Origin of the sequence: Streptomyces sp. NBC_00466, from assembly GCF_041433995.1 — a bacterium.
GTDB lineage: Bacteria > Actinomycetota > Actinomycetes > Streptomycetales > Streptomycetaceae > Streptomyces.
In genome coordinates this window covers 3,734,324-3,756,068 of the sequence record NZ_CP107896.1, presented here as the reverse complement: position 1 = coordinate 3,756,068, position 21,745 = coordinate 3,734,324, and the positions used below count along the sequence as shown (strand labels likewise).

The window sequence follows — 21,745 nt, the reverse complement described above, 5'->3', positions numbered from 1 at the left end:
GATGGGACAACGGATGACCTCTACGCCCGACACGACCGTTGCCGAGACCCCCGGGAAGCCGGAGGCCGACACCCGTGCCGCGACGGCAGGGGGATCTCCCAAGCTCACCCGGTCCATCGGTGTGGTGGGAGGGACGCTGCTCACCCTCTCCTGTCTGACCCCGGCATCGTCGCTCTTCGTGATCGTGCCGGACTCGTTCGCCACCCTGGGCACCGGAACGGCCCTCACCATCGCCATCGCGGGCCTGCTCTGCATCGGTGTCGCGTTCACCTACTCGGAGCTGGGCACGCTCATACCGAGCTCCGGTGGCGAGTACGCCATGGTCGGCACCCTCATGGGCCGCCTCGCCGGCTGGCTGGTTTTCGTCCTCTCGCTGATCGTCGTCATGATCGTGCCGCCCATCATCGCGCTGGGCACCGCCGACTATCTGGCGCCGATCGTGCATCTGAACCCGCAGTACACCGCGGCCGGTGTGATGCTCCTCGCCACCGCGATGGGCCTGCTCGACCTGCGCGCCAACGCCTGGATCACCGGCATCTTCCTGGTCCTGGAAGTCGTGGCCTGCGCGGTCGTCGCCTTCCTCGGCTTCACCCACACCAGCCGCTCCGCTTCGGTCCTCATCCACCCGGTGATGGACGCGGGGCGCGGCCAGAGTTCGGCCGTCACCGCCGGTCTGATCGTGACCGGTCTCGCCACCGCGCTCTTCATCCTCCAGGGCTTCTCGACCGCCGTGTACCTGGCCGAGGAGATGGACAACCCGCGCCGCAACGTCTCCCGCACCGTGCTGTGGACGCTCGGGATCGGCGCGGCCGTCGTCCTGATCCCGGTCGTCGCGATCACGCTCGGCGCCCCGGACCTCAAGACCCTCGCCGCGGGCAACGTCGCCGGCATGGTGCAGTCCTGGAGCAACTCCGGCGTCGGCACCTTCGTCAGCCTCTGCATCGCGCTGGCGATCATCAACGCGGCGATCGTGATGGTGATCCAGAACTCCCGCGTCGTCTACTCATCGGCGCGCGACGCGGCCTGGCCGACCGCCGCCAACCGCGTCCTCTCCCACATCGGCAAGCGCTACGGCTCCCCCTGGGCGGCGACGCTGGCCGTCGGCGTCCCCGGAGCGGTGCTGTGCTTCGTCAATCTGGACACGCTGAGCGATGTCACCGGTGTCGCGGTGGCCGCGATGTACGTCTTCGTCGCGCTGGGCGCCCTGGTGTCGCGCCGCGGTGAGCACAAGCACCGGCTGGCCTGGCGGATGCCGCTGTGGCCGGCGATCCCCGCCCTGCTGGTCGTCGTGCTGGCCTGGGTGCTGTACCAGCAGAGCGTCAAGAGCCTGGTCATCACCGGTGTCATCGTTGCCGCCGCCGCGCTGTACTGGGCGCTCTACCTCCGGCCCCGGCAGGCCACCCACTGGGTGATCTCCGTCCCCGACGACGACCTCGCCCCGGCAGCGGACACGGCCCCCGCGGCGCACTGACGGCGGACAGCGGGCGCCCCCTCCCGCCCGTACGCGTTTGAGCGTTTGCCGCACGGGCTAGGTTCGCGTCATGGCCTCTCCGCACGCCGCCCGCGTCCTCGTCGCCTCCAACCGTGGTCCCGTCTCGTACACCCTCCGCGACGACGGTGAACTCACGTCCAAGCGGGGCGGCGGCGGTCTCGTCTCGGGGCTCTCCGCCATCGAGGGGAACGCCGAATCACTCTGGGTCTGCGCCGCCCTCGGCGACGGCGACCGGGCCGCCGTGCGGCGCGGGGTCGCCGAGGACGGGGTGCGGATGCTCGACATCGACCCCGAGGTGCACGCCGACGCGTACAACGGCATCGCGAACTCCGTGCTGTGGTTCGTCCACCACATGCTCTACCAGACCCCGCTGGAGCCGGTCTTCGACGCGGAGTTCCGGCGCCGGTGGGACGCGTTCCGTACGTACAACCGGGCCTTCGCCGACGCGCTGGCCGCCGAGGCCGCCGAAGGCGCCGCCGTGCTGGTGCAGGACTACCACCTGTGTCTGGTGCCGGGGATACTGCGCGAACTCCGCCCCGACCTGCGTATCGCGCACTTCTCGCACACCCCGTGGGCGCCCCCCGAGTACTTCCGGCTGCTGCCCGACGACATCGGCGCCGAGCTGCTGCGCGGCATCCTGGGCGCCGACCGGGCCGGATTCCTGACGCAGCGCTGGGCCGACGCCTTCACCGCCTGCTGCACCGCGGTCCTCGGCGGCACCGGAGACACCGCGTCCACCGGAGGCACGACGATCGCGGTGCACGGCCTCGGCGCCGACGCGGACTTCCTGCGGAAGCGGTCCCACGAGCCCGATGTGGACGAGCGGATGGCCGCGCTGCGCGAGCGGATCGGCGGCGGTACGGGCGAGGGGCCGGACGGCCGCCGGAAGACGATCGTCCGGGTGGACAGGACCGAACTGTCCAAGAACATCGTGCGCGGGCTGCTCGCCTACCGGGAGCTCCTCGACACCCGCCCCGAGTGGCGCGGCCGGGTGGTGCACATGGCGTTCGCGTACCCCTCACGGCAGGACCTCGCGGTCTACCGCGACTACATGGCCGAGGTGGAGCGCGTCGCCGACGAGATCAACTCCCGTTACGCCACGGCGGACTGGACCCCGGTCGCGCTCTACCTCAAGGACGACTTCGCCCGCTCGCTCGGCGCCTACCGGCTCGCGGACGTCGCCCTGGTCAACCCGATCCGCGACGGCATGAACCTGGTCGCCAAGGAGGTCCCGGTGGTGACCGACCACGGGTGCGCGCTGGTGCTCTCGCGGGAAGCCGGGGCGTACGAGGAGCTGGGGCGCGACGCGATCACCGTGAACCCGTACGACGTGAGCGCCACCGCCGCCGCGCTGCACGAGGCACTCACGCTGCCGGACGGCGAACGGGCCGAGCGCAGCGAGCGGTTGGCCGCCGCGGCGACCGCGCTGCCGCCGCAGCGGTGGTTCCTGGACCAGCTGAACGCCCTGGACCCGGCCGCCGCCACGGGGTGACGGGGGTTCGCGCGGTTACGGCGTGACGGCGGGCCCACCCCGTGATGGCGTGGGCCTGACCGGTGATGGCGCGGGCTTACCCCGTGATGGCGTGGGCCAGGGCCGCGAGCAGGCCGGCCACCGCGCCCGGTCCCGGCACCACCAGGTCGGCCCGCGCGGCCAGTTCGGGCACCTCGTCACCCCCGCTGCACACCAGCAGGCCGAACACGCCCTGTGTGCGGAGCGCGTCGACGGCGTCGTAGGCGGGCAGGTCCCCGAGGTCGTCCCCGGCGTAGAGGACGGCCCTGGCGCCCGTCTCGCGTACGTACGAGGTCAGCGCCACCCCCTTGTCGACGCCCGGCGGGCGCAGTTCGAGAACCATCCGGCCGGGCTCCACGATCAGGCCGTGCCGCGCGGCGAGCCCGGCCAGCGGTGCGCGCAGGGCCTCGAAGGCGGCTTCGGGGTCGGCGGCGCGGCGAGTGTGGACCGCCACGGCCCGGCCGCCCTTCTCCTCGATCCAGGTGCCGCGCCCGGCGCCTTCCGCATCCAGCAGTCCGGGGAGTTCGGCGCGGACGGCCGCGACGCCGGGGTGCGGGGCGGGGGCGTCGACCGTACCGGTGGCGGCGTCCCAGCGCTCTGCGCCGTAGTGGCCGAGCACGACCAGGTGCTCCAGACCGGGGACGCCCGCGAACCCTCCGTACCGCACGGCCACCTCGGCCGGGCGCCCGGTGACGACCGCGACGGATGCGACCTCCGGTGCGAGCGCGACCAGTGCGGGGACGGCGTCCGGGTGGGCGCGGGCCTGTTCCGGGTCGGGGACGATGTCGGCGAGCGTGCCGTCGAAGTCGAGGGCCACGACGGCTTTCCGGGGCCCGGCCAGCAAGGCGGCGAGGCCGTCACGGCCGGCGGCGGTGGCGGGGGTCGGCAGGGTGTTCGGTGAGCTGCCCATGAGGCGACCCTAGCGGGGTTGCCGGCCCAGGGCAGGGCCCTTCGGATCCAGCCGGTCAGCGGCGTTCGCGGCGGGCCGCCCGGACCCGGCGCAGGCGGTTGACCGTCACCGGGTCGTGCTCCAGCGCGGCCCGGTCGTCCAGCAGGGCGTTGAGGAGCTGGTAGTAGCGGACCGGCGAGATGCCGAGCTGTTCCCTGATGGCCCGCTCCTTGGCGCCGGTGCCCGGCCAGGAGCGGGCCTCCAGCGCGAGTACGGCGCGGTCGCGCTCGGGGAGCGCGGGGCCGTGCGCGTCGTCGCCAGTCATATGAGCAACGTACTGGGGAGCCCGCCGGACGGGCCACTCCGGTACCGGCTGCTCCCCCACCCCGCTACTCCGCACTACTCCGCACTACTCCGCACTACTCCGCGTTCTGAGCCGCTGCCGCCTCGCTCTGTATCTGGTTGAGAACGCTCGCCGGGTTGCCGCCCGGTGCCACGGCCTTGCCTATCTCCTTCTTCATGGCGTCGCTCACCTCCGCCCAGGACGTCTTGCCGACCGGCGCCAGCTGCGAGTTGGGCAGCTCGTTCAGGAAGGTCTTGAGGGACCTGTGGCGCGGGTCGTCGGCGAGCGTGCCGGACGCCGATGTGGTGGTGGGCAGCAGGTTGTACTGGCGGGTGAGGTCCAGGACGTTCTTGTCGCTGAAGACGTCGTCCAGGAACGCCCCGATCTGGGCGCGGTGGCCGTTCTGCTTGAAGCCCATGATCCAGTCGGCCACGCCCATGTCCGCCTTGGTCGGACCGCTGATGCCCGGCATCGGGACCATGCCGACCTTGATGCCCTTCTTGACCGCCTGCTGCACCAGCTGCGGATGGCCGTTGAGCATGCCGACCTGGCCCTGGGTGAAGGCCGCGTACGCCTGCCTGCGGTCGAACCTGGCAGGCGCGACGGGTCCGGTCAGCTTGGCGCCGACCAGGTCGTTCTTCAGCCAGTCGAAGGTCTTGACGTTCTGGGTCGAGTCGATCGTGTACGTACCGACGCCGTCGGTGAGGCCGCCGTCGCCGCTCAGCAGCCACTGCACCGCCTCGACCTGGGCCTCCTCGGTGCCCAGCGGAAGGGCGTACGGGTACTTCACGCCCCGCGCCTTGAGCACCTCCGCGTCGGACTTGAGCTCGGCCCAGGTCTTCGGCGCCTTGAGGCCGGCCTCCGAGAACATCTTCTCGTTGTAGAAGAGCAGCCGGGTCGAGGCGACGAACGGCATCCCGTACTGCACCCGGTCCTGCTCGCCCGCGTCCGAGAGCGAGCTGAGGAAGTTGGCCTGGACCTCGATGGAGAGCAGGTCGTCCGCGCTGTACAGCTTGCCCTGGTGCGCGTAGTCGGCGTACGAGTCCAGCTGGGCGATGTCGGGGGCGTGGCCCGACTTGACCATCTCGGCGACCTTCGCGTCGATGACCTTCCAGGAGTAGACGGAGACATCGACCTTGATGTGCGGGTTCTTCGCCTCGAAAGCGGCGGCGAGCTTGTCCCAGTACTGCTGGTTGCTGGGGCCGTCGTTCGGGTCGTAGTTGGCGGCGACGACCTTCAGGGTGACGTCACCCGATCCGCTGCCCGATCCGCAACCGGAGAGCACCGCCGTCATACCGAGCGCGGCAATCCCCGCAGTAAGCCCCAAGAAGCGCTGCTGCACAGCCTTTTCCCACCCTCTTGTTGCACTATGTTCCAGCCGGTCCCCCGTGCCGTACCGTCGCACGTGGCTGCGATTTTCCATGACGGCCATCTGCGGGTCCACAGCAATGCGGTCTCGCTTCGGCAACACGGGTCACAGGGGCATCAGGCGTCACAGGGCCGCGTTGGCGCCGATTCTTGCCCGGATCTTTGCCCGGACTTTGTATGGATGCGCAACAATCCAACAGAGTGGACTAGACCTTTTTCGGTTATCCGAGCCACACTGTCCGGGTGACTGCATTCTCCCGGGGAACCACCCCCGGTCTCCCGGCCGAAAACCACGTCATCGCCCTCGACGTGGGCGGCACCGGCATGAAAGCCGCCCTGGTCGGAGCGGACGGCACCCTGCTCCACGAGGCGCGCAGGGCCACCGGCCGGGAGCGCGGCCCCGAGGCCGTCGTCGCGTCGATCGTCGACTTCGCCGCCGAGCTGCGCGCGTACGGCGAGGAGCACTTCGGCCGGACCGCGTCGGCGGCCGGTGTGGCCGTCCCCGGCATCGTCGACGCCGAGAACGGCATCGCCGTCTACGCCTCCAACCTCGGCTGGCGTGACGTCCCGATGCGGAAGCTGCTCAGCGCCCGGCTGCACGGCGTCCCGGTGGCACTCGGCCACGACGTCCGCACGGGCGGGCTCGCCGAGGGCCGGATCGGGGCCGGCAAGGGCGCCGACCGCTTCCTCTTCATGCCGCTCGGCACCGGTATCGCGGGCGCCATCGGCATCGAGGGGTCCATAGAGGCGGGCGCCCACGGCTACGCCGGGGAGATCGGCCACATCGTCGTACGGCCCGGCGGCGTCGACTGCGGCTGCGGACAGCGCGGCTGCCTGGAGCGGTACGCATCCGCCTCCGCCGTTTCGCTGGCCTGGGCCGAGGCGTCCGGCGACCCGGAAGCCGACGCGGCCGACTGCGCCAAGGCCGTCGAGTCCGGCGACCCGAGGGCCGTCGCCGTCTGGCAGACCGCGGTGGACGCGCTCGCCGACGGCCTGGTCACCGCGCTCACCCTGCTCGACCCGCGCACGCTGATCATCGGTGGCGGGCTCGCCGAGGCCGGGGAAACCTTGTTCGTACCACTGAAGGCAGCGGTGGCGGAACGCGTGACGTTCCAGAAGCTGCCCCACATCGTCCCGGCGGCCCTCGGGGACACCGCTGGATGCCTGGGCGCAGGGCTGCTCGCCTGGGATCTACTCTCCACGGAGGTATCCGCCTGATGGCCGGAAGCGAAGCAAGCACAGTCCTCGCCGGAGCCCACGTGGTGCTGCCCACCGGGACCGTCGAGGGCGGCCGGGTCATCGTGGAGGGCTCGCGCATCGCCGGGAGCGCTCCCGAGGGCGCGACGGTCCTCGACCTCACGGGGCACTGGGTGGTCCCCGGGTTCGTCGACATGCATGTGCACGGCGGCGGCGGGGCGTCCTTCACCTCCGGCACCCCCGAGGAGGTACTCAAGGGCATCGGCACCCACCGGCGGCACGGCACGACGACGATGGTCGCGTCGACCGTCACCGGCGAGATGGACTTCCTCGCCGCGCGGGCCGCTGTCCTGTCCGAACTGGTCGAGCAGGGCGACCTCGCCGGCATCCACTTCGAGGGCCCCTTCATCTCCCCGTGCCGCAAGGGCGCGCACAGCGAGTCGCTGCTGCGCGACCCCGACCCGTCCGACGTCCGCAAGCTGATGGACGCGGCGCGCGGCACGGCGAAGATGTTCACCCTGGCCACCGAGATGAAGGGCGGCATCGACTCCGTACGCCTCCTCGCCGAGAACGGCGTCATCGCGGCCGTCGGCCACACCGACGCCACGTACGAGCAGACCGTCGAGGCCATCGAGGCGGGCGCGAGCGTCGCCACCCACCTCTTCAACGCGATGCCGCCGTTCGGCCACCGCGACCCCGGCCCCATCGCCGCCCTTCTGGAGGACGAGCGGGTCACCGTCGAGCTGATCAACGACGGCACGCATCTGCACCCGGCCGCGCTGGAGCTGGCCTACCGCTCGGCGGGCTCCGCGCGCGTCGCCCTCATCACCGACGCGATGGACGCGGCCGGTTTCGGCGACGGCGTCTATCTGCTCGGCCCGCTGGAGGTCGAGGTCAAGGAGGGCGTCGCCCGGCTGGCCGAAGGCGGCTCGATCGCAGGATCCACCCTCACCCTGGACACGGCCTTCCGGCGCGCGGTGACCGTCGACAAGCTGCCGGTGGACGACGTCGTACGGTCCATCTCGGCCAACCCGGCGCGGCTGCTCGGCCTGTACGACCGGATCGGCTCGCTGGAGCCCGGCAAGGACGCGGACCTGGTCGTCCTGGACGCGGACTTCGAGCCGGCCGGTGTGATGCGCAAGGGCGCCTGGGTGATCGAGCCGAAGCCGGACGGGAACGGCCGGCGCTGACGGAATCCGGAGAGCGGCAGGCCCGGTCCCTCTGATCCGACCGGAATCAGGGCTGGGCGTGCCGCTCTCTGTTTGGCATGATCAATCAAGTGCTGCTGACCGTCACCCTGAACACCGCCCTGGACATCACCTACCACGTCCCCGAGCTGATACCGCACGCCAGTCACCGAGTCGAATCGGTCACCGAGCGCGCGGGCGGCAAGGGCCTGAACGTGGCCCGGGTGCTCGCGGCACTCGGCCATGAGACCGTCGTCACCGGCTTCGCCGGCGGGACGACCGGCGAAGTGCTCCGCGAACTGCTCGCCGGGCTGCCGCCCACCGACGCGCTCGTCCCGGTCGCCGGGACCACCCGGCGCACCATCGCCGTGGTCGACGCCGCGTCGGGCGACACCACCCAGCTGAACGAGCCGGGCCCGACCGTCTCCGCCCACGAGTGGGACGCCTTCCTCACCGCGTACGGAAAGCTGCTGGCGGACGCCGAAGCGGTGGCCCTCTGCGGCAGCCTGCCGCCGGGCGTCCCGGTCGGCGCGTACGCCCAGCTGGTGAAGCAGGCCCGCGGCGCGGGCGTCCCGGTCCTCCTGGACACCAGCGGCGAACCGCTGCGCCGGGGCATCGCCGCCCGCCCCGACCTGGTCAAGCCGAACGCCGACGAACTGGCCCAGCTGACCGGCTCCCGCGAGCCGCTGCGCGCGACCCGTGACGCCCGCCGCCGGGGCGCGCACACAGTGGTCGCGTCACTGGGCGCGGAAGGAATGCTGGCGGCATCCCCGGAGGGCACCTGGCAGGCCCTGCCACCGGCCCGCTTCCAGGGCAACCCGACGGGCGCGGGCGACTCGGCGGTGGCCGGACTGCTCTCGGGCCTGGTGGAAGAGCTCCCGTGGCCGGAACGGCTGGCCAGGGCGGTCGCCCTCTCGGCGGCCACGGTGCTGGCGCCCGCGGCGGGCGAGTTCGACCGGGAAGCGTACGAGGACCTGCTTCCGCAGGTCCTCGTCAATGAGCACACGCCTTCGGCCTAGCGGCCGGGGGTGATGCAGGTCCGCTCCTGGCGGGGAGTCCTCAGGAGGACTTGTCGCCAGGGTGCATCAGGGCGACCTGGTCCAGATTGACCCCACACTGATCACCGTTCTCGCAGGAGATCTTGATCGTGTTGGAGCCCTTCTTGAGGTTCACCAGGTTCCAGGTGTTGGTCCACCCCTTCGAGGCGTCACCGTCCGCGGCTCCGGCGTAGTTCTTCATGCTGATCGACGCGGGCTTCGGGGCGTCGTTCACCGTGAGCGAGGTCTTGGCGTCCTTGCCCGGCACGCCGTAGTTGATGGACAGCTTGAACGTGCCCGCGGAGGGCGCGTCGACCGTCCAGGTCGCCGAGTCGCCGGGCTGGTTGAGCACGACGTACGAACCGCCCGAGCCCTTGGCGCCCGGCACGTCCGTGGCCGTCGTCGCCGCTCCGCCGAGCTGGAGCGTCGCCGCGTCCTGCTTCGGGAGGTCGGCCTTCGGGGGCTTCGATGCCGGGGGCTGGCTGGGCTTGACCGTCTCGGACGCGGTCTGGCCGCCGCCCGCGTTGTCCGAAGCCGCGTTCTTGTTCTTCGAGTCGCCGCCGCTGGTCGCCAGCGCCACACCGATGCCGATGACGACGACCGCGACCACCGCGACCGCGCCGATCAGCAGGCCCTTGTGGTTCGGGCCGCCGTTGCCCGGCTGGCGCGGGGGCTGCTGGACGGGAGGGCCGCCGGGGTACGTCTCCGGCGCCGCGTACTGCGCGGTCGGCTGGCCGTACGCCTGCTGCTGGCCGTACTGCTGGGGCGGCTGCCCGTACTGCTGCTGAGGTGCCTGCGGTGCCTGCTGCCCGTACTGGCGCTCGCCGACCGTCCGCACATGGTTGTACGACGTCCGGGGCACCCCGGGCTGCCCGCCGGATGTCGGACCCGGGTAGCCGTATCCGCCGCCACCGGGCGGGGGAACGGCTCCTGCTGCCCGGCCGTCCTCATACAGATAGCCGAACGGATCGTCGTCCTCGGGCGTGCTCGTGCCGTTATTGCCGGCCGTCATCCCTTGCACTCCTCACACATCGCTGACCCGGGCGAGCCTACCCCGTACGGATGAACATTCCGGCCAGTACGCATACCACCGGCCCCCCGCGGGAGCCCTGGCGGTACCGCCTATCCCGCCCGCCTGTGCAGCTTCGACCTGGAGCGTTTCTCCACGTACATCCGCTGATCGGCCGAGCGCAGCACCTCTTCGACGGTCATGCCGCAGCTTGCCCAGCCGATCCCGAAACTGGCCCCGACGCGGACCGCCCTGCCGTCCACCCGGATGGGCGGAATGATCGCGTTGCGCAGCCGTACGGCCAGGTCGGCGGCGTCCGCCGAGCCGAGGCCGTCCGCCAGGACGACGAACTCGTCGCCGCCGAGCCGGGCGACCGTGTCACCGTCGCGCACGCCCGACGTGAGCCTGCGTGCCACCTCGATGAGGACCGCGTCCCCCGTGTGGTGGCCGAAGCGGTCGTTGATCGACTTGAAGCCGTCGAGGTCGCAGAAGAGCACCGCGAGCCCCTTCGTACCGTCGTCGGCCTCCGCCCCCTGCCCGGTCCCGTCGCCCGCCTCGCCCGACGGGGCGGCCGTGTGGACGTGCTCGTAGAGGCCGCCGCCGGGCCCGCCCCCGAAGGCGAGCGGGTTGGCCCCGTAGTGCCGGCCCGTCCCCGCCGGGCCCTGCTCGTACGCCGCGTCGAGCGCCTCGATGGCCGTCTCGCCCACCGCGTCGGGCCAGTCGCAGAGCCGGGAGCTGAGGCGGGCGCGCAGCTCCGCGCTGTTGGGCAGCCCGGTCAGCGAGTCGTGGGACGCACGGTGCGCCAGCGCGATCTCATGGCGCTTGCGCTCCTCGACATCCTCGACGTGGGTGAGCAGGAAACGCGGGCCGTCGGTGGTGTCGGCCACGACGGAGTTACGGAGCGAGACCCAGACGTACGAGGTGTCGCGGCGCCGCAGCCGCAGCTCGGCGCGGCCGCCCTCGGCGGAGGTCCTGAGCAAGGTGCCGACGTCCTCGGGGTGGACCAGGTCGGCGAAGGAGTAGCGCCGCATCGCGGACGCGGGGCGCCCGAGCAGCCGGCAGAGCGCGTCGTTGGTACGGAGCAGCCGGCCGTGCTGGTCGCCGCCCATCTCGGCGATGGCCATCCCGCTCGGCGCGTACTCGAAGGCCTGCCGGAAGGACTCCTCGCTGGCGCGCAGGGCCTGCTGCTCGCGCTCCAGCCGGACCAGGGCGCGCTGCATGTTGGCGCGCAGCCGGGCGTTGCTGATCGCGATGGCGGCCTGGAACGCGTACATCTGGAGCGCTTCCTGGCCCCAGGCCCCGGGGTGCCTGCCGTTGCGCGGGCGGTCGACGGATATGACGCCGATCAGCTCGCCGCCGGACGCGTCGGTCGCGTACATCGGCGCGAAGAGCCGGTCGGAGGGGTGCCACTCGTCCTCGAAGCGCGGTTCGGGGCCCTCGTTGTGCACCTGCGGCACGTCGTCGTCGTCGAGGACCCAGCCCTCGGTGTACGGGATGAACCTGAGGTCGCCCCAGCCCACGCCCATCGAGAGCCTGCGCTCCCAGGACGTACGGGAGCCGACCCGGCCGGTCATCAGGGCGGCGGCGGAGTCGTCCCCCGCGAGGGCCGCGACCATGAGGTCGCCGTCCGGGCGTACCAGGTTGACGCAGGCCAGTTCATAGCCGAGACCGGCGACGATGCCGTCCGCCACGGTCTGCAGGGTGTCCGCCAGACTGCGGGCCTGATTGAGATTGGCCACCGCCTGGTGCAACTGCCGCAGGGTCGCAAGACGGACGTAGGGCTCCGACTCGCTCTCCATCGTTCGCTCTCCCCGAGACCTCGGCAGCAACTCCAGGGTTCTTATATCGGCGCTCTTGGTGCAGTGTCTCCGCCACTGAATCACAGCGAGCTGCCCGTCAGGTACGCAGGGTCAACAATTTATGCCTGTCGTGACTCAAGTCACAACAGTGTGCGAAGGGTTGAATGAGAAGTAACGGGTCAGTCGTGCCGTTCGCGGGCCGGGTCCTAGGACCTTGTCTGGTCCTGTGGCCCGATGTGGCGCACCCGGGGGCGGAGCTAGCGTTCTTGATGTGTTCCAGACGATCCCCACCCCGCGCCCCGAGCCCATCCCCCATCCTGAGGGGGTGAGCAACGACGACTTCCGCGCCGCAATGTCCCGGCTGACCGCAGGCGTGGTGCTGGTGACGGCCCATGACGCGGACGGTGGCCCGCGGGGCGCCGATGCCGGGATGACGGCGACCGCGTTCATGTCGGTGTCGCTGGATCCGCCGCTGGCGATGGTGAGCGTACGGAACGGCTCCCGGATGGACGACCTGCTGGCGGAGCAGCCGTACTGGGCCGCCTCGCTCCTGGCGGAGAGTCAGCGGCAGATCGCGGGCCGGTTCGCGATGAAGGGCCGCATCAGCGACGACCTGCTGTTCGCCGACGTCCCGTTCACACGCGGCGAGGCGTCGGGGGCCCCGCTGGTCGGGGGCGCGCTGGCGACGCTGGAGTGCGTGACGGAGCAGCGGGTGGAGGCGGGGGACCACACCCTGGTGATCGGCCGCGTACTGACGGCGGATCTGCCGAACACGGAGGGCAGCCCGCTGGCGTACTTCCGGGGGCGGTACCGGCAACTGGACTGAGGCCCGGCCGATGGCGGGTGCCGCGGGTCAGTCCCAGCCGCGTCCGGTGCGGCCCCGCTTGGTGTCGCTGCGCTGCTTCTTGTTCCGCAGTCGCCGCTCGTTGATCCCGCGGGGAATCTTCGTGGCCCGCCGGGGCTTCGGCGGCGGGGCCGTGGCCTCCGCGAGCAGCGACGCGAGACGCACCGCCGCCATCTCCCGGTTGCGCCACTGCGACCGGTGCTCCGACGCCCGTACGGTGACCACCCCGCCGACCAGCCGTGCGGCGAGCCGCTCCAGGGCGCGCTCCTTCCAGACCGGTGGCAGCGCCTCCGTGTTCGCGAGGTCGAAGCGGAGCTCCACCTGCGTGTCACTGGTGTTGACGTGCTGGCCACCGGGTCCTGACGAGCGCGAGAAGCGCCACATGAGTTCGGCCTCCGGCAGGGAGACCGCACCACGGACGACGTAGGGACCGGACATGTGTCCATGGTCGCTGGTCCCGACCGGTGCGTCACCCGTTTTTCGCGGCGGGTCCGCCGCAGGTGACCGCGCCCCGGGTAAAGAAAGTAAAGAGGGCAAAGAGAGTTGGAACCTCTCGGTCCCCTGCGGACGTTATGGCGGGTAACGGTAGCGTCGTGACCACACGAAGCCCGCGTACAGAACGGAAAGGGACATCCCCATGGCTGTAAGCCTGTCCAAGGGCGGCAACGTCTCCCTCACCAAGGAGGCCCCGGGCCTGACCGCCGTCACGGTGGGCCTCGGCTGGGACGTCCGTACGACCACCGGCACCGACTTCGACCTCGACGCCTCGGCCATCGCGGTGAACACCGAGGGCAAGGTCTACTCCGACGGGCACTTCGTCTTCTTCAACAACAAGGCGACGCCGGACCAGACCATCGTGCACACCGGTGACAACGTCACGGGCCAGGGCGAGGGCGACGACGAGCAGATCAAGGTCAACCTGGCCGGTCTGCCCGCCGACATCGAGAAGATCGTCTTCCCGGTCTCGATCTACGACGCGGAGAACCGCTCGCAGAACTTCGGCCAGGTGCGGAACGCCTTCATCCGCATCATCAACCAGGCCGGCGAGGCCGAGATCGCCCGCTACGACCTGAGCGAGGACGCCGCCACCGAGACCGCGATGGTCTTCGGCGAGCTGTACCGCAACGGCGCCGAGTGGAAGTTCCGCGCGGTCGGCCAGGGGTACGCGTCGGGCCTGGTCGGCATCGCCCAGGACTTCGGCGTCACGGTCTGACGCCCGGGGCCGCGAACGGCCCACGGAACGGAGCGGTGGCGGGCCACCCCGGTGCATCGGGGTGGCCCGCGCCATGCCCGCCGCCATGTCCATCGCCATGCCAGTCGGGGCGGCCCGCACACCGGCCCGCCGCCCTCTACGACTTGTACGGGTTCGCCGGCTTCCCCTTGCCGTCCGTCTTGCCGTAGAGCCAGTCCTTCCAGACCGTGCTCAGGTTCTTGCCGGTCTTCTTCTCCGCGTACCGCGTGAAGTCCGCCGTGGTGGCGTTGGAGTACTGGTGGTCCCTCACCCAGCCCCGTACCAGGGCGAAGAACGCGTCGTCGCCGACCGTCCTGCGGATCATCTGGAGCACCATGGCCCCGCGCCCGTACACCGGCGAGGCCGAGATCTGCTTCGGTCCCGGCGGGTCGGCCGGGGGGAACTCCCAGTTGCCCTCGGAGTCGTACGCGTCGTTGAAGTGGTCCTGGATGCTCTCGCCGCCGTGGTCCGCTTCCCACAGCCAGGTCGCGTACGTCGCGAACCCCTCGTTCAGCCACATGTCGCGCCAGGACGCAGGGGTCACCGAGTCGCCGAACCACTGGTGCGACAGCTCGTGGACCACCGTCGACAGGCTCGCCTGGTCGCCGGGGAGCACCGGCCTGGTCTGCGTCTCCAGCGAGTAGCCCGCGGCCCCGACGGGGGCGATGACCACGCCCGCCGAGTCGAAGGGGTACGGGCCGAACTGCTTGCTCTCCCAGGCGATGATCTCGGGGATCCTGGCCACCACGGAAGCGCTGCTCTTCACCTCCGACGTGGCGACCGCCGTGAAGACCGGCAGCCCGGACGGCGCCGTGAAGGAGTGGGTCCGGTACCGGCCGATCGCCAGCATCGCGAGATAGCTCGCCATCGGCTTGCCGGTGTGCCAGTGGAAGGTGGTGCGGCCCCCGCTGGTCCGCTGCGAGGTCAGCCGGCCGTTGGAGACGGCCTGGAGCCCGGCCGGAACGGTCACCGCGATGTCGTACGCCGCCTTGTCGGACGGGTGGTTGTTCCCGGGGAACCACGCCATCGAGCCGGTCGGCTCCCCGAGGGCGAGCGCGCCGCCCAAGTCGTCCGGCAGCCAGCCCTCCTCGGACGCGTCCGGGTCGGTGATCGTCTTCGGCGTACCCGCGTAACGGACGACGGTACGGAAGGTGGCGCCCCGCGCGAGGTCGTGGTGCGGGCGGATGGTCAGTTCGGCGCCCGCGCGGTTGGCGGGGGCGTATCGGCCGTCGACGGTCGCGCCCTGCACGGTCATCCCCGTGAAGTCCAGGTTGAACGCGGACAGGTCCTTGGTGGCGCGGGCGGTGATGTCGGCGGTGCCCGTGAGCCGTCCGGAGTCCGGGTCGTACGCGAGGGTCAGGCCGTAGTGGCTGACGTCGTAGCCGCCGTTGCCGAGCCGGGGAAAGTACGGGTCGGGATGGTGCAGCCGGTCGCCGCCCGGCTGCCCCTGCACCCCGCCGCACCCGGCAAGGAGCAGCAGAGCGGCCCCCACCGCTGTGGGTACGGCTGTACGGCGTCGGCGCTGGTCCACGCCCCGATCCTATGAGCGGGCCGTGGAGACGGCCCACCGGGCGCCCCGGACCGTTTCCACGCGTCGCGGGGGCGGCGGTCCTCGCGGCGGTCCTCGCGGGGGTCCTCGCGGGGGTCCTCGCGGGGCCGGTGACACCGCCGTCCGTGACACCATCGACCCGTGCTCGACATCGGCTACTCCCTCTCCCGCCGCTTCCCGGATCCCCCGCAGACCGACTACCGCCGCGCGGACGTCCGCTCGCTGCGGCACGACCTCTTCTGCGGTGACGTCTACCTCGCCGACACCAAGGCGGACCGCGAGGTATCCACAGCCTGGGGATGGGTTCCGGTGCTCGACTTCGCGTGGGCGCTCTGCGACATCGTCGAGCAGCTCGACCGGGATCCACGCGGCAACCGCGCCTCGCGGCCGCAACACGCTGAGCTGGACTTCACCGAGTCGACGGACCGGATGCTCTTCGAGCGGCGGTTCGGCTGGGTCGATGTCGCCGCCGACTGGATGCCGGTGGAGGAGGATCCGCTGACGTTCGGGCACACGGTGCTGCGGCGCGAGGCGCGGGACTTCCTGCATGACCTGATCGCGGATCTGGGGGACATGCATGAGGGCCTTGCGGACAATCCGGTGATCTGGGACCTGCAGGGGCGCTTCCCCCGGGTGTAGCCGGAAAGCACCGGCGGAGGAAGCCGAAGGCCGAAGCAGAGGCCGAAGCGGAGGACAAAAAGCGCGGGATGGGGCGCGAAGGGCGCGGCGGGGCCCCGGAACCGGCCCCTCCGCGCTACTCGCCGGGCGTCTCCACCCGTACCCCGATCTGCGCGGCGAACGCCGGTGCGAGCGACAGCAGTTGAGCCGGGCTGATGACCGCCCCGGCCAGCCGCTCCACCCCGCGGGCGATATGCAGTTCGGCCACCGTCCGCAGATCGACGTCCTTCATCCGCGCACCGCTGAAGTCCGCCCCGCGCAGCGTGCACCCGGTGAACTCCACCCGCTCCAGCCGTGCAGAGCCGAAGTCCGGTTCCGTCAGGACGCAGTTCTCGAAGAGGACGTCCTTGAGCCGCGCCTCCCGCAGGTTCAGATAGTCGATCTTCCCGCCGCGCACCACCACCCTCTCCAGCACGGCTCCGTACATCTGGACGCCGCCGAGCCGTGCGTCCACCACCTCGACATCGCGCAGGGACGCCTCCGCGAGGTTCGTACCCACGCCTCTCGCCCCGGTCAGTACGGAGTCGATGAAACGCGCCCGCACCAGCTCCGTCGTCTCCAGCACACACTCGCGCAGCGAGCAGTCCATGAAGCGGGCCCCGCGGCCCGACTGTCCTGTGAAGTCCTCGCCGGTGAACTCCAGTCCGTCATAGTCCCCATCGGGCTCAAGGCCCCGCCCGGCGTAGGGGCTGAGTGGCGGAAGCCGCACTTCCGGCCGCCGTACCTGGGGGGTTCTCTTCGTGCCGTTCCGTGCTGCCATGTCTTCATGGTGACCCACACCACTGACATCGAACCTTCCCCGATGTCACATCTGCGCCTGCTCCATCCGTCCTGATGACAGAGAGCGTCCGAAAATGAGCGGTCGCCCTCCGGTTCGGACACAGGACAGGACAGCAGGACACCACAGAAAGAGGGGACGGATCATGCGCCGCATCACCGTTGTCGGCGGAGGCTTCGCCGGGCTCACCGCCGCCATCACCGCCGCCGATTCGGGCGCCCGGGTCACCCTGCGCGAGGCGCACCGGACGCTGGGCGGCCGCTCCCGCACAGCCGAAGGCCCGTACCGCGTCAACGACGGACCGCACGCCCTCTACAGCGGCGGTCCGCTCTGGGCCTGGCTCAAGCAGCAGGGCCTGCTCGGCCCGGTCGTGGGCGTACCGGGCCTGGAGGCCACCCGGCTGCGGCTCCACCAGGGCGGGACGCTGCGCAGGACACCGCCGCTCGCGCTGTTCAGGCTGGCGCGGCGGCCGGCCGGACAGGTCCCCGTCGAGCAGGACTTCCTCTCCTGGGCCACCTCCCAGGTCGGTGCGGCGGGCGCCCGCGCAGCCGCCAACTACACAGGGGTCACCCTCTACCACCACGACCCGGGCTCGCTCTCCGCGGCGTTCGTCCACGCCCGGCTGCGCCGCGCCACCTCGCTGCCGCCCGAGGCGCACTTCGTACGGGGCGGCTGGGGCGCCCTCATCGACCGGATGGCCACCCGCGCCCGGGACCTGGGCGTACGGATCGAGACCGACGCCCGCGTCACCGAACTCCCCGCGGCGGAGGGGCCGGTGATCGTCGCGACCTCCCTGGACGCGGCCCGGCACCTGCTCGGCGATTCCAGTCTGCGCTGGCCCAGCGGCCGTACGACGCTGATCGACATCGCACTCAGGACCCGGCGCGGCGACGCCTGGGTGATCTCCGACCTCGACGCCCCCGGCTGGATCGAACGCTTCAGCGCCCAGGACCCCACCCTGGCCCCGGCGGGCGAGCAACTGATCCAGGGGCAACTGCCCATCGCGCCGGACGAGTCGAAGACGGACGGGGTCGCCCACGCCGAGCGCCTGCTCGACCTGGGCTTCCCCGGCTGGCGCGAGCGTCTCACCTGGCGCAGCTCGTCCGTCGCCGCGGGGCGCACGGGCGCGGTCGACCCGCCCGGCACGACCTGGCGCGACCGGCCCGCCATCCGGCGCGGCGACGGCGTGTTCCTGGCGGGCGACCAGACCGCCGCGCCGGGAATGCTCGCGGAGGTCTCCTTCAACAGCGCGATGGAGGCGGCCACCCTGGCCTTGACCTCAAGCGGACTTGGGGTTGCACCGTAGCCCCATGAGAGCCATTCGACTGTACGAGTACGGGCCCGCCGAGAACCTCACGTACGACACCGTCGCCGACCCGGAACCGGGCCCCGGCCAGGTCCGTATCGCCGTCGCGGCGTCCGGTGTCCACCTCCTGGACACCGCGCTGCGACAGGGGCTGCCGGGCCCGTATCCGGCCTCCGCCGAGCTGCCGACCGTCCCGGGCCGCGAGGTCGCCGGCACGGTGGACCGGCTCGGCGCGGGGACCGGGGCGCAGTGGCTGGGCCGGCGCGTCGTCGCGCACCTCGGCATGAACCCGGGCGGATACGCCGCCCTCGCCGTGACGGACGCGGCCAGGCTGCACGAGATCCCGGAGAACCTGGACGAGGCCGAGGCCGTCGCCATGATCGGCACCGGGCGCACCACACTGGGCATCCTCCAGTTCGCTGACCTGGGCGCCGACAGCGTCGCGATCGTCCCGGCCGCGGCGGGCGGCATCGGAACACTTCTGGTGCAGTACGCGAAGAACCTCGGCGCCACCGTCGTCGGCCTGGCGGGCGGCCCCGCCAAGGTCGCCCTGGTCCGGCAGAACGGCGCCGACCTGGCCGTCGACTACACCCGGCCCGGCTGGGCCGACGAGGTCCGCGCCCACCTCGGCGACCGGGGCGCGACCGTCGTCTTCGACTCGGTGGGCGGCGCCACCGGCCGCGCCGCCGTGGACCTGCTCGCCAGGGACGGCAGGCACCTGGTCTTCGGCTGGTCGGGGAAGGGGCCGCACGACGGTGAACCCCTCACCTTCACCGACGAGGAGCTGGCGGCACGCGGGATCACGTCCCAGGGCGTCCTGGGCCCGGTGATGACCGAGAGGGCGGGCGGCGACATCCGGACCCTGGAGACCCTCTCCCTGGCCGAGGCCGCCGCCGGACGGCTGCGCCCCGCCGTCCAGCGCTTCCCGCTGAGCGAGGCGGCAGCGGCCCACCGCGCACTGGAGACGCGCGGCACGACGGGGAAGGTGGTGCTGATCCCGTGAGGGGGGAAAGGCCGCGGGCAGAACGGCCGGATTACGCCCCCCACCTGGCCCCACCTGACCGCGCCCGACCCTGTCTGGCCGCAATTGGTACCAAACACAAACAACCCCCACTAAAGGGCGAACACCACTATTCTGTGATCCTCTGGACAAATGAGCGACCCGGCGATATCCACCCCGGAGCCCACCAGTCCCGACCAGCCCGACCCCCATCGCTGGTGGGGGCTGGCCGTCATCGCGCTGGCGCAGCTGATGGTGGTGCTCGATGCCACCATCGTGAACATCGCCCTGCCGTCCGCCCAGCACGACCTGCACCTCACCAACGCCAACCGCCAGTGGGTCATCACGGCGTACACGCTGGCGTTCGGCGGGCTGCTGCTGCTCGGTGGCCGCGTCGCCGACCTCGTCGGTCGTAAACGGACGTTCATCATCGGCCTCATCGGCTTCGCCGTAGCCTCCGCACTCGGCGGCGGGGCGGTGAACGGCTCCATGCTTTTCGCCGCCCGCGCGCTCCAGGGCGCGTTCGCCGCCCTTCTCGCGCCGTCGGCGCTCTCCCTGCTCACCACGACCTTCTCGCTGGGCAGGGAGCGCGCCAAGGCGTTCGGCATCTACGGCGCCATCGCGGGCGCGGGCGCGGCCATCGGGCTGCTCCTCGGCGGCATCCTCACCGAGTTCCTCGACTGGCGCTGGTGCCTGTATGTCAACGTACCCATCGCGGCCATCACCGTCTTCGGCGCCCTCACCCTGCTCAGCGACCGCCAGGGGCAGAAGGAGAGCCACCTCGACATCCCCGGCGCGATCCTCGGCTGCGGGGGCCTCGTGGCGATCGTCTACGCCGTGAGCGAGGCCCAGACGAAGGGCTGGTCCTCGGCCCTTGTCATCAGCCTGCTCATCGCCGGCGTCGTACTGCTCACCGTCTTCGCCTGGTGGCAGGGGCGCGCGCCCCATCCCATGCTGCCGCTGCACATCATCAGGGAACGCAGCCGCGCCGGCTCGATCATCGCCATGGGGACGGCGACGCTGGCCATGTTCGGCCTCTTCCTGTTCCTGACGTACTACCTGCAGAACGTCCTCGGCTACAGCCCCCTGCGAGCAGGCGTCGCCTACCTCCCGATGTCCGCGATGCTCATCTTGGCCTCGACACAGATCTCGGCCCGGCTGCTCCACTACATACCGCCGCGCCTGCTGATATCGCCCGGGATGCTGATCGGCGCGGGCGGCCTCTTCGCCCTGACCTACATCGGGCCGCACTCCAACTACGCCGAGCACATCCTGCCGGGCACCCTGCTGCTCGGTCTCGGCATAGGCCTGGTCTTCATGCCGGTGATGGCGACGGCGACATCGGGTGTGGCCCCACAGGACTCGGGCGTCACGTCGGCAACCGTCAACACGGCCCAGCAGGTGGGCGGATCGATCGGTACGTCCCTGCTCAACACCATCGCGACGACCACCACCGCGAGCTACCTCGCCGGCCATATGCGACCCGGCATCAGCAAGTCCCAGCAGGCGCAGCTCTCGAAGACCGCGGTGGTGCACGGCTTCAACATCGCGACGGGATGGGCGGCCGGCTTCATGGTGGTGGGTTCGCTGGTCGCGTACCTCATGGTGACCGCGCCCTCACCGAGCCGACGCGAGGCTGCGGCGGAGGGCGCAGGCAAGGGCGCAGGGGGGACTTCGGGCTGACGGAGTACGGTGAGTCCGCGGTCGACGTCCAGCCCGTGACCCGGCAACCAGTGCGGCTGTCCGTACATCTCCCGCCAAGACCGTCCCGGCCGCCAAGTGCCGCTTCACGGGGAGAAAGCGTCTTCCCATGTCAGAGGCTTGTAGCTAGGCCACTTGGCCTTTTGAGAACGCTGCGGTCCGTGTGATCGACTGGCACATGACCGAGGTTTCCTCGGGGGAAAGTTGATCCCACGCGGTCGAAGGTTGTCGGCCGCCGCGGGGCCGCTCGGCGCTTCGCCGGCGTCCGGCGCTCCGGTTTCCGCGCGGCACCCCGCGGCCACGGGTCAAGACAGCTGGGCCGTGCCCCGCCTGCCCAGCCCGGCCAGCGCGTCATCCGTCAGCCGGTAGACCGTCCACTCGTCCTGGGGCCGGGCGCCCAGGGACTCGTAGAACTTGATCGACGGCTCGTTCCAGTTCAGCACCGACCACTCCAGGCGTTCGTACCCGCGCTCCACGCAGGTCCGCGCCAGTTCGGTCAGCAGGGCCTTGCCGTACCCGCCGCCGCGCAGTTCCGGGCGTACGTAGAGGTCCTCCAGGTAGATCCCGTGAACCCCGCGCCATGTGGAGAAGTTGAGGAACCACAGGGCGAACCCGGCGGTCTCCCCCTGCGGTGTCTCCGCGATGAACGCGAACGCCGCCGGGCGCTCGCCGAACAGCGCCTCGTGCAACTGCGCCTCGGTGGCGCGGGCTTCGTGCAGGGCCTTCTCGTACTCCGCGAGCTCACGGATCATCTCGTGGATGACGGGAACGTCGGCAGCTGTGGCGTTGCGAATCATCCGCGCAGCCTAGTAGGGCTTTGTTACGTC

The 21,745-nt window shown here is 71.2% G+C and carries 20 protein-coding genes; 11 read left to right on the top strand and 9 right to left on the bottom strand.

Translation table 11 applies throughout. The annotated features are described in order from the left end of the window. Positions 1-13 precede the first annotated feature (13 nt). Both OG210_RS16755 and OG210_RS16750 read left to right on the top strand, forming a co-directional pair. Complete coding sequence (locus tag OG210_RS16755) at positions 14-1,471, top strand: APC family permease (protein ID WP_371537363.1); 1,458 nt, start codon at positions 14-16, stop codon at positions 1,469-1,471. Between the two features lie 70 nt (positions 1,472-1,541). Beyond that, positions 1,542-2,984, top strand: a complete 1,443-nt coding sequence (locus OG210_RS16750) for a trehalose-6-phosphate synthase (protein ID WP_371537361.1) — start codon at positions 1,542-1,544, stop codon at positions 2,982-2,984. Between the two features lie 76 nt (positions 2,985-3,060). Here the strand turns inward: OG210_RS16750 and otsB are convergent, their stop codons facing one another. The 3 genes from otsB to OG210_RS16735 form a co-directional block, all read right to left on the bottom strand. Beyond that, positions 3,061-3,912 (bottom strand): trehalose-phosphatase, encoded by an 852-nt coding sequence (gene otsB / locus OG210_RS16745; RefSeq protein WP_328328210.1) that lies wholly within the window; start codon positions 3,910-3,912, stop codon positions 3,061-3,063. Positions 3,913-3,967: 55 nt separating this feature from the next. Continuing rightward, positions 3,968-4,216 (bottom strand): DUF3263 domain-containing protein, encoded by a 249-nt coding sequence (locus OG210_RS16740; protein ID WP_328328212.1) that lies wholly within the window; start codon positions 4,214-4,216, stop codon positions 3,968-3,970. Between the two features lie 94 nt (positions 4,217-4,310). After that, positions 4,311-5,561, bottom strand: coding sequence for an ABC transporter substrate-binding protein (locus tag OG210_RS16735; RefSeq protein ID WP_371537357.1), 1,251 nt, complete (start codon positions 5,559-5,561; stop codon positions 4,311-4,313). Between the two features lie 365 nt (positions 5,562-5,926). On the opposite strand from OG210_RS16735, the gene OG210_RS16730 reads away from it, so the two are divergent. The 3 genes from OG210_RS16730 to OG210_RS16720 all read left to right on the top strand — a co-directional run bounded on the left by OG210_RS16730 (position 5,927) and on the right by OG210_RS16720 (position 9,005). After that, positions 5,927-6,820, top strand: a complete 894-nt coding sequence (locus OG210_RS16730) for an ROK family protein (RefSeq protein WP_371540328.1) — start codon at positions 5,927-5,929, stop codon at positions 6,818-6,820. Beyond that, positions 6,820-7,989 (top strand): N-acetylglucosamine-6-phosphate deacetylase, encoded by a 1,170-nt coding sequence (nagA, locus tag OG210_RS16725; RefSeq protein ID WP_328328216.1) that lies wholly within the window; start codon positions 6,820-6,822, stop codon positions 7,987-7,989. The genes OG210_RS16730 and nagA overlap by 1 nt, the downstream gene beginning before the upstream one ends. A gap of 89 nt (positions 7,990-8,078) precedes the next feature. After that, positions 8,079-9,005: a 1-phosphofructokinase family hexose kinase gene (locus OG210_RS16720; RefSeq protein ID WP_371540326.1), complete on the top strand. Its 927-nt coding sequence runs from the start codon at positions 8,079-8,081 to the stop codon at positions 9,003-9,005. A gap of 40 nt (positions 9,006-9,045) precedes the next feature. Here the strand turns inward: OG210_RS16720 and OG210_RS16715 are convergent, their stop codons facing one another. Further along, positions 9,046-10,035: a carbohydrate-binding protein gene (locus tag OG210_RS16715; RefSeq protein ID WP_328328218.1), complete on the bottom strand. Its 990-nt coding sequence runs from the start codon at positions 10,033-10,035 to the stop codon at positions 9,046-9,048. A gap of 110 nt (positions 10,036-10,145) precedes the next feature. Continuing rightward, a complete protein-coding gene (gene cdgB / locus OG210_RS16710) occupies positions 10,146-11,831 on the bottom strand; it encodes a diguanylate cyclase CdgB (RefSeq protein WP_328328220.1) in 1,686 nt (561 codons plus the stop codon). A gap of 271 nt (positions 11,832-12,102) precedes the next feature. On the opposite strand from cdgB, the gene OG210_RS16705 reads away from it, so the two are divergent. Further along, complete coding sequence (locus OG210_RS16705) at positions 12,103-12,657, top strand: flavin reductase family protein (RefSeq protein WP_328328222.1); 555 nt, start codon at positions 12,103-12,105, stop codon at positions 12,655-12,657. Positions 12,658-12,684: 27 nt separating this feature from the next. Here OG210_RS16705 and arfB read toward each other — a convergent pair whose 3' ends face one another. After that, complete coding sequence (gene arfB, locus OG210_RS16700; protein WP_327296807.1) at positions 12,685-13,113, bottom strand: alternative ribosome rescue aminoacyl-tRNA hydrolase ArfB; 429 nt, start codon at positions 13,111-13,113, stop codon at positions 12,685-12,687. Between the two features lie 199 nt (positions 13,114-13,312). Here arfB and OG210_RS16695 point away from each other — a divergent pair, with 199 nt between their 5' ends. Further along, entirely contained in the window at positions 13,313-13,888 is a 576-nt protein-coding gene (locus OG210_RS16695) for a TerD family protein (RefSeq protein WP_266855589.1), read from the top strand. Between the two features lie 136 nt (positions 13,889-14,024). Here the strand turns inward: OG210_RS16695 and OG210_RS16690 are convergent, their stop codons facing one another. Then, complete coding sequence (locus OG210_RS16690; RefSeq protein ID WP_328328225.1) at positions 14,025-15,437, bottom strand: M1 family metallopeptidase; 1,413 nt, start codon at positions 15,435-15,437, stop codon at positions 14,025-14,027. Between the two features lie 159 nt (positions 15,438-15,596). Between OG210_RS16690 and OG210_RS16685 the strand changes: the two genes are divergently transcribed. Next, a complete protein-coding gene (locus OG210_RS16685) occupies positions 15,597-16,094 on the top strand; it encodes a hypothetical protein (protein ID WP_327296805.1) in 498 nt (165 codons plus the stop codon). A gap of 115 nt (positions 16,095-16,209) precedes the next feature. Here the strand turns inward: OG210_RS16685 and OG210_RS16680 are convergent, their stop codons facing one another. Continuing rightward, entirely contained in the window at positions 16,210-16,893 is a 684-nt protein-coding gene (locus OG210_RS16680; RefSeq protein WP_328328227.1) for a pentapeptide repeat-containing protein, read from the bottom strand. A 163-nt stretch (positions 16,894-17,056) separates the two neighbouring features. On the opposite strand from OG210_RS16680, the gene OG210_RS16675 reads away from it, so the two are divergent. From OG210_RS16675 to OG210_RS16665, 3 genes are all read left to right on the top strand, one after another. After that, positions 17,057-18,217 carry an NAD(P)-binding protein gene (locus OG210_RS16675; protein WP_328328229.1) on the top strand — a complete coding sequence of 387 codons (1,161 nt, stop codon included), beginning with the start codon at positions 17,057-17,059 and terminating at the stop codon, positions 18,215-18,217. A gap of 4 nt (positions 18,218-18,221) precedes the next feature. Next, a complete protein-coding gene (locus OG210_RS16670; protein WP_328328231.1) occupies positions 18,222-19,220 on the top strand; it encodes a zinc-binding dehydrogenase in 999 nt (332 codons plus the stop codon). A gap of 150 nt (positions 19,221-19,370) precedes the next feature. Next, positions 19,371-20,900 (top strand): MFS transporter, encoded by a 1,530-nt coding sequence (locus OG210_RS16665; RefSeq protein ID WP_328328233.1) that lies wholly within the window; start codon positions 19,371-19,373, stop codon positions 20,898-20,900. A 323-nt stretch (positions 20,901-21,223) separates the two neighbouring features. Here OG210_RS16665 and OG210_RS16660 read toward each other — a convergent pair whose 3' ends face one another. After that, entirely contained in the window at positions 21,224-21,715 is a 492-nt protein-coding gene (locus OG210_RS16660; protein ID WP_328328235.1) for a GNAT family N-acetyltransferase, read from the bottom strand. Between the last annotated feature and the right edge of the window lie 30 nt (positions 21,716-21,745).

Excerpts from the sequence above, each read along its gene's own strand:
- OG210_RS16755 (WP_371537363.1), top strand. The coding sequence starts at position 14 with ATGACCTCTACGCCCGACACGACCGTTGCCGAGACCCCCGGGAAGCCG.
- OG210_RS16750 (WP_371537361.1), top strand. The coding sequence starts at position 1,542 with ATGGCCTCTCCGCACGCCGCCCGCGTCCTCGTCGCCTCCAACCGTGGT.
- otsB (WP_328328210.1), bottom strand. The coding sequence starts at position 3,912 with ATGGGCAGCTCACCGAACACCCTGCCGACCCCCGCCACCGCCGCCGGC.
- OG210_RS16740 (WP_328328212.1), bottom strand. The coding sequence starts at position 4,216 with ATGACTGGCGACGACGCGCACGGCCCCGCGCTCCCCGAGCGCGACCGC.
- OG210_RS16730 (WP_371540328.1), top strand. The coding sequence starts at position 5,927 with ATGAAAGCCGCCCTGGTCGGAGCGGACGGCACCCTGCTCCACGAGGCG.
- nagA (WP_328328216.1), top strand. The coding sequence starts at position 6,820 with ATGGCCGGAAGCGAAGCAAGCACAGTCCTCGCCGGAGCCCACGTGGTG.
- OG210_RS16715 (WP_328328218.1), bottom strand. The coding sequence starts at position 10,035 with ATGACGGCCGGCAATAACGGCACGAGCACGCCCGAGGACGACGATCCG.
- cdgB (WP_328328220.1), bottom strand. The coding sequence starts at position 11,831 with ATGGAGAGCGAGTCGGAGCCCTACGTCCGTCTTGCGACCCTGCGGCAG.
- arfB (WP_327296807.1), bottom strand. The coding sequence starts at position 13,113 with ATGTCCGGTCCCTACGTCGTCCGTGGTGCGGTCTCCCTGCCGGAGGCC.
- OG210_RS16695 (WP_266855589.1), top strand. The coding sequence starts at position 13,313 with ATGGCTGTAAGCCTGTCCAAGGGCGGCAACGTCTCCCTCACCAAGGAG.
- OG210_RS16680 (WP_328328227.1), bottom strand. The coding sequence starts at position 16,893 with ATGGCAGCACGGAACGGCACGAAGAGAACCCCCCAGGTACGGCGGCCG.
- OG210_RS16675 (WP_328328229.1), top strand. The coding sequence starts at position 17,057 with ATGCGCCGCATCACCGTTGTCGGCGGAGGCTTCGCCGGGCTCACCGCC.
- OG210_RS16670 (WP_328328231.1), top strand. The coding sequence starts at position 18,222 with ATGAGAGCCATTCGACTGTACGAGTACGGGCCCGCCGAGAACCTCACG.
- OG210_RS16665 (WP_328328233.1), top strand. The coding sequence starts at position 19,371 with ATGAGCGACCCGGCGATATCCACCCCGGAGCCCACCAGTCCCGACCAG.
- OG210_RS16660 (WP_328328235.1), bottom strand. The coding sequence starts at position 21,715 with ATGATTCGCAACGCCACAGCTGCCGACGTTCCCGTCATCCACGAGATG.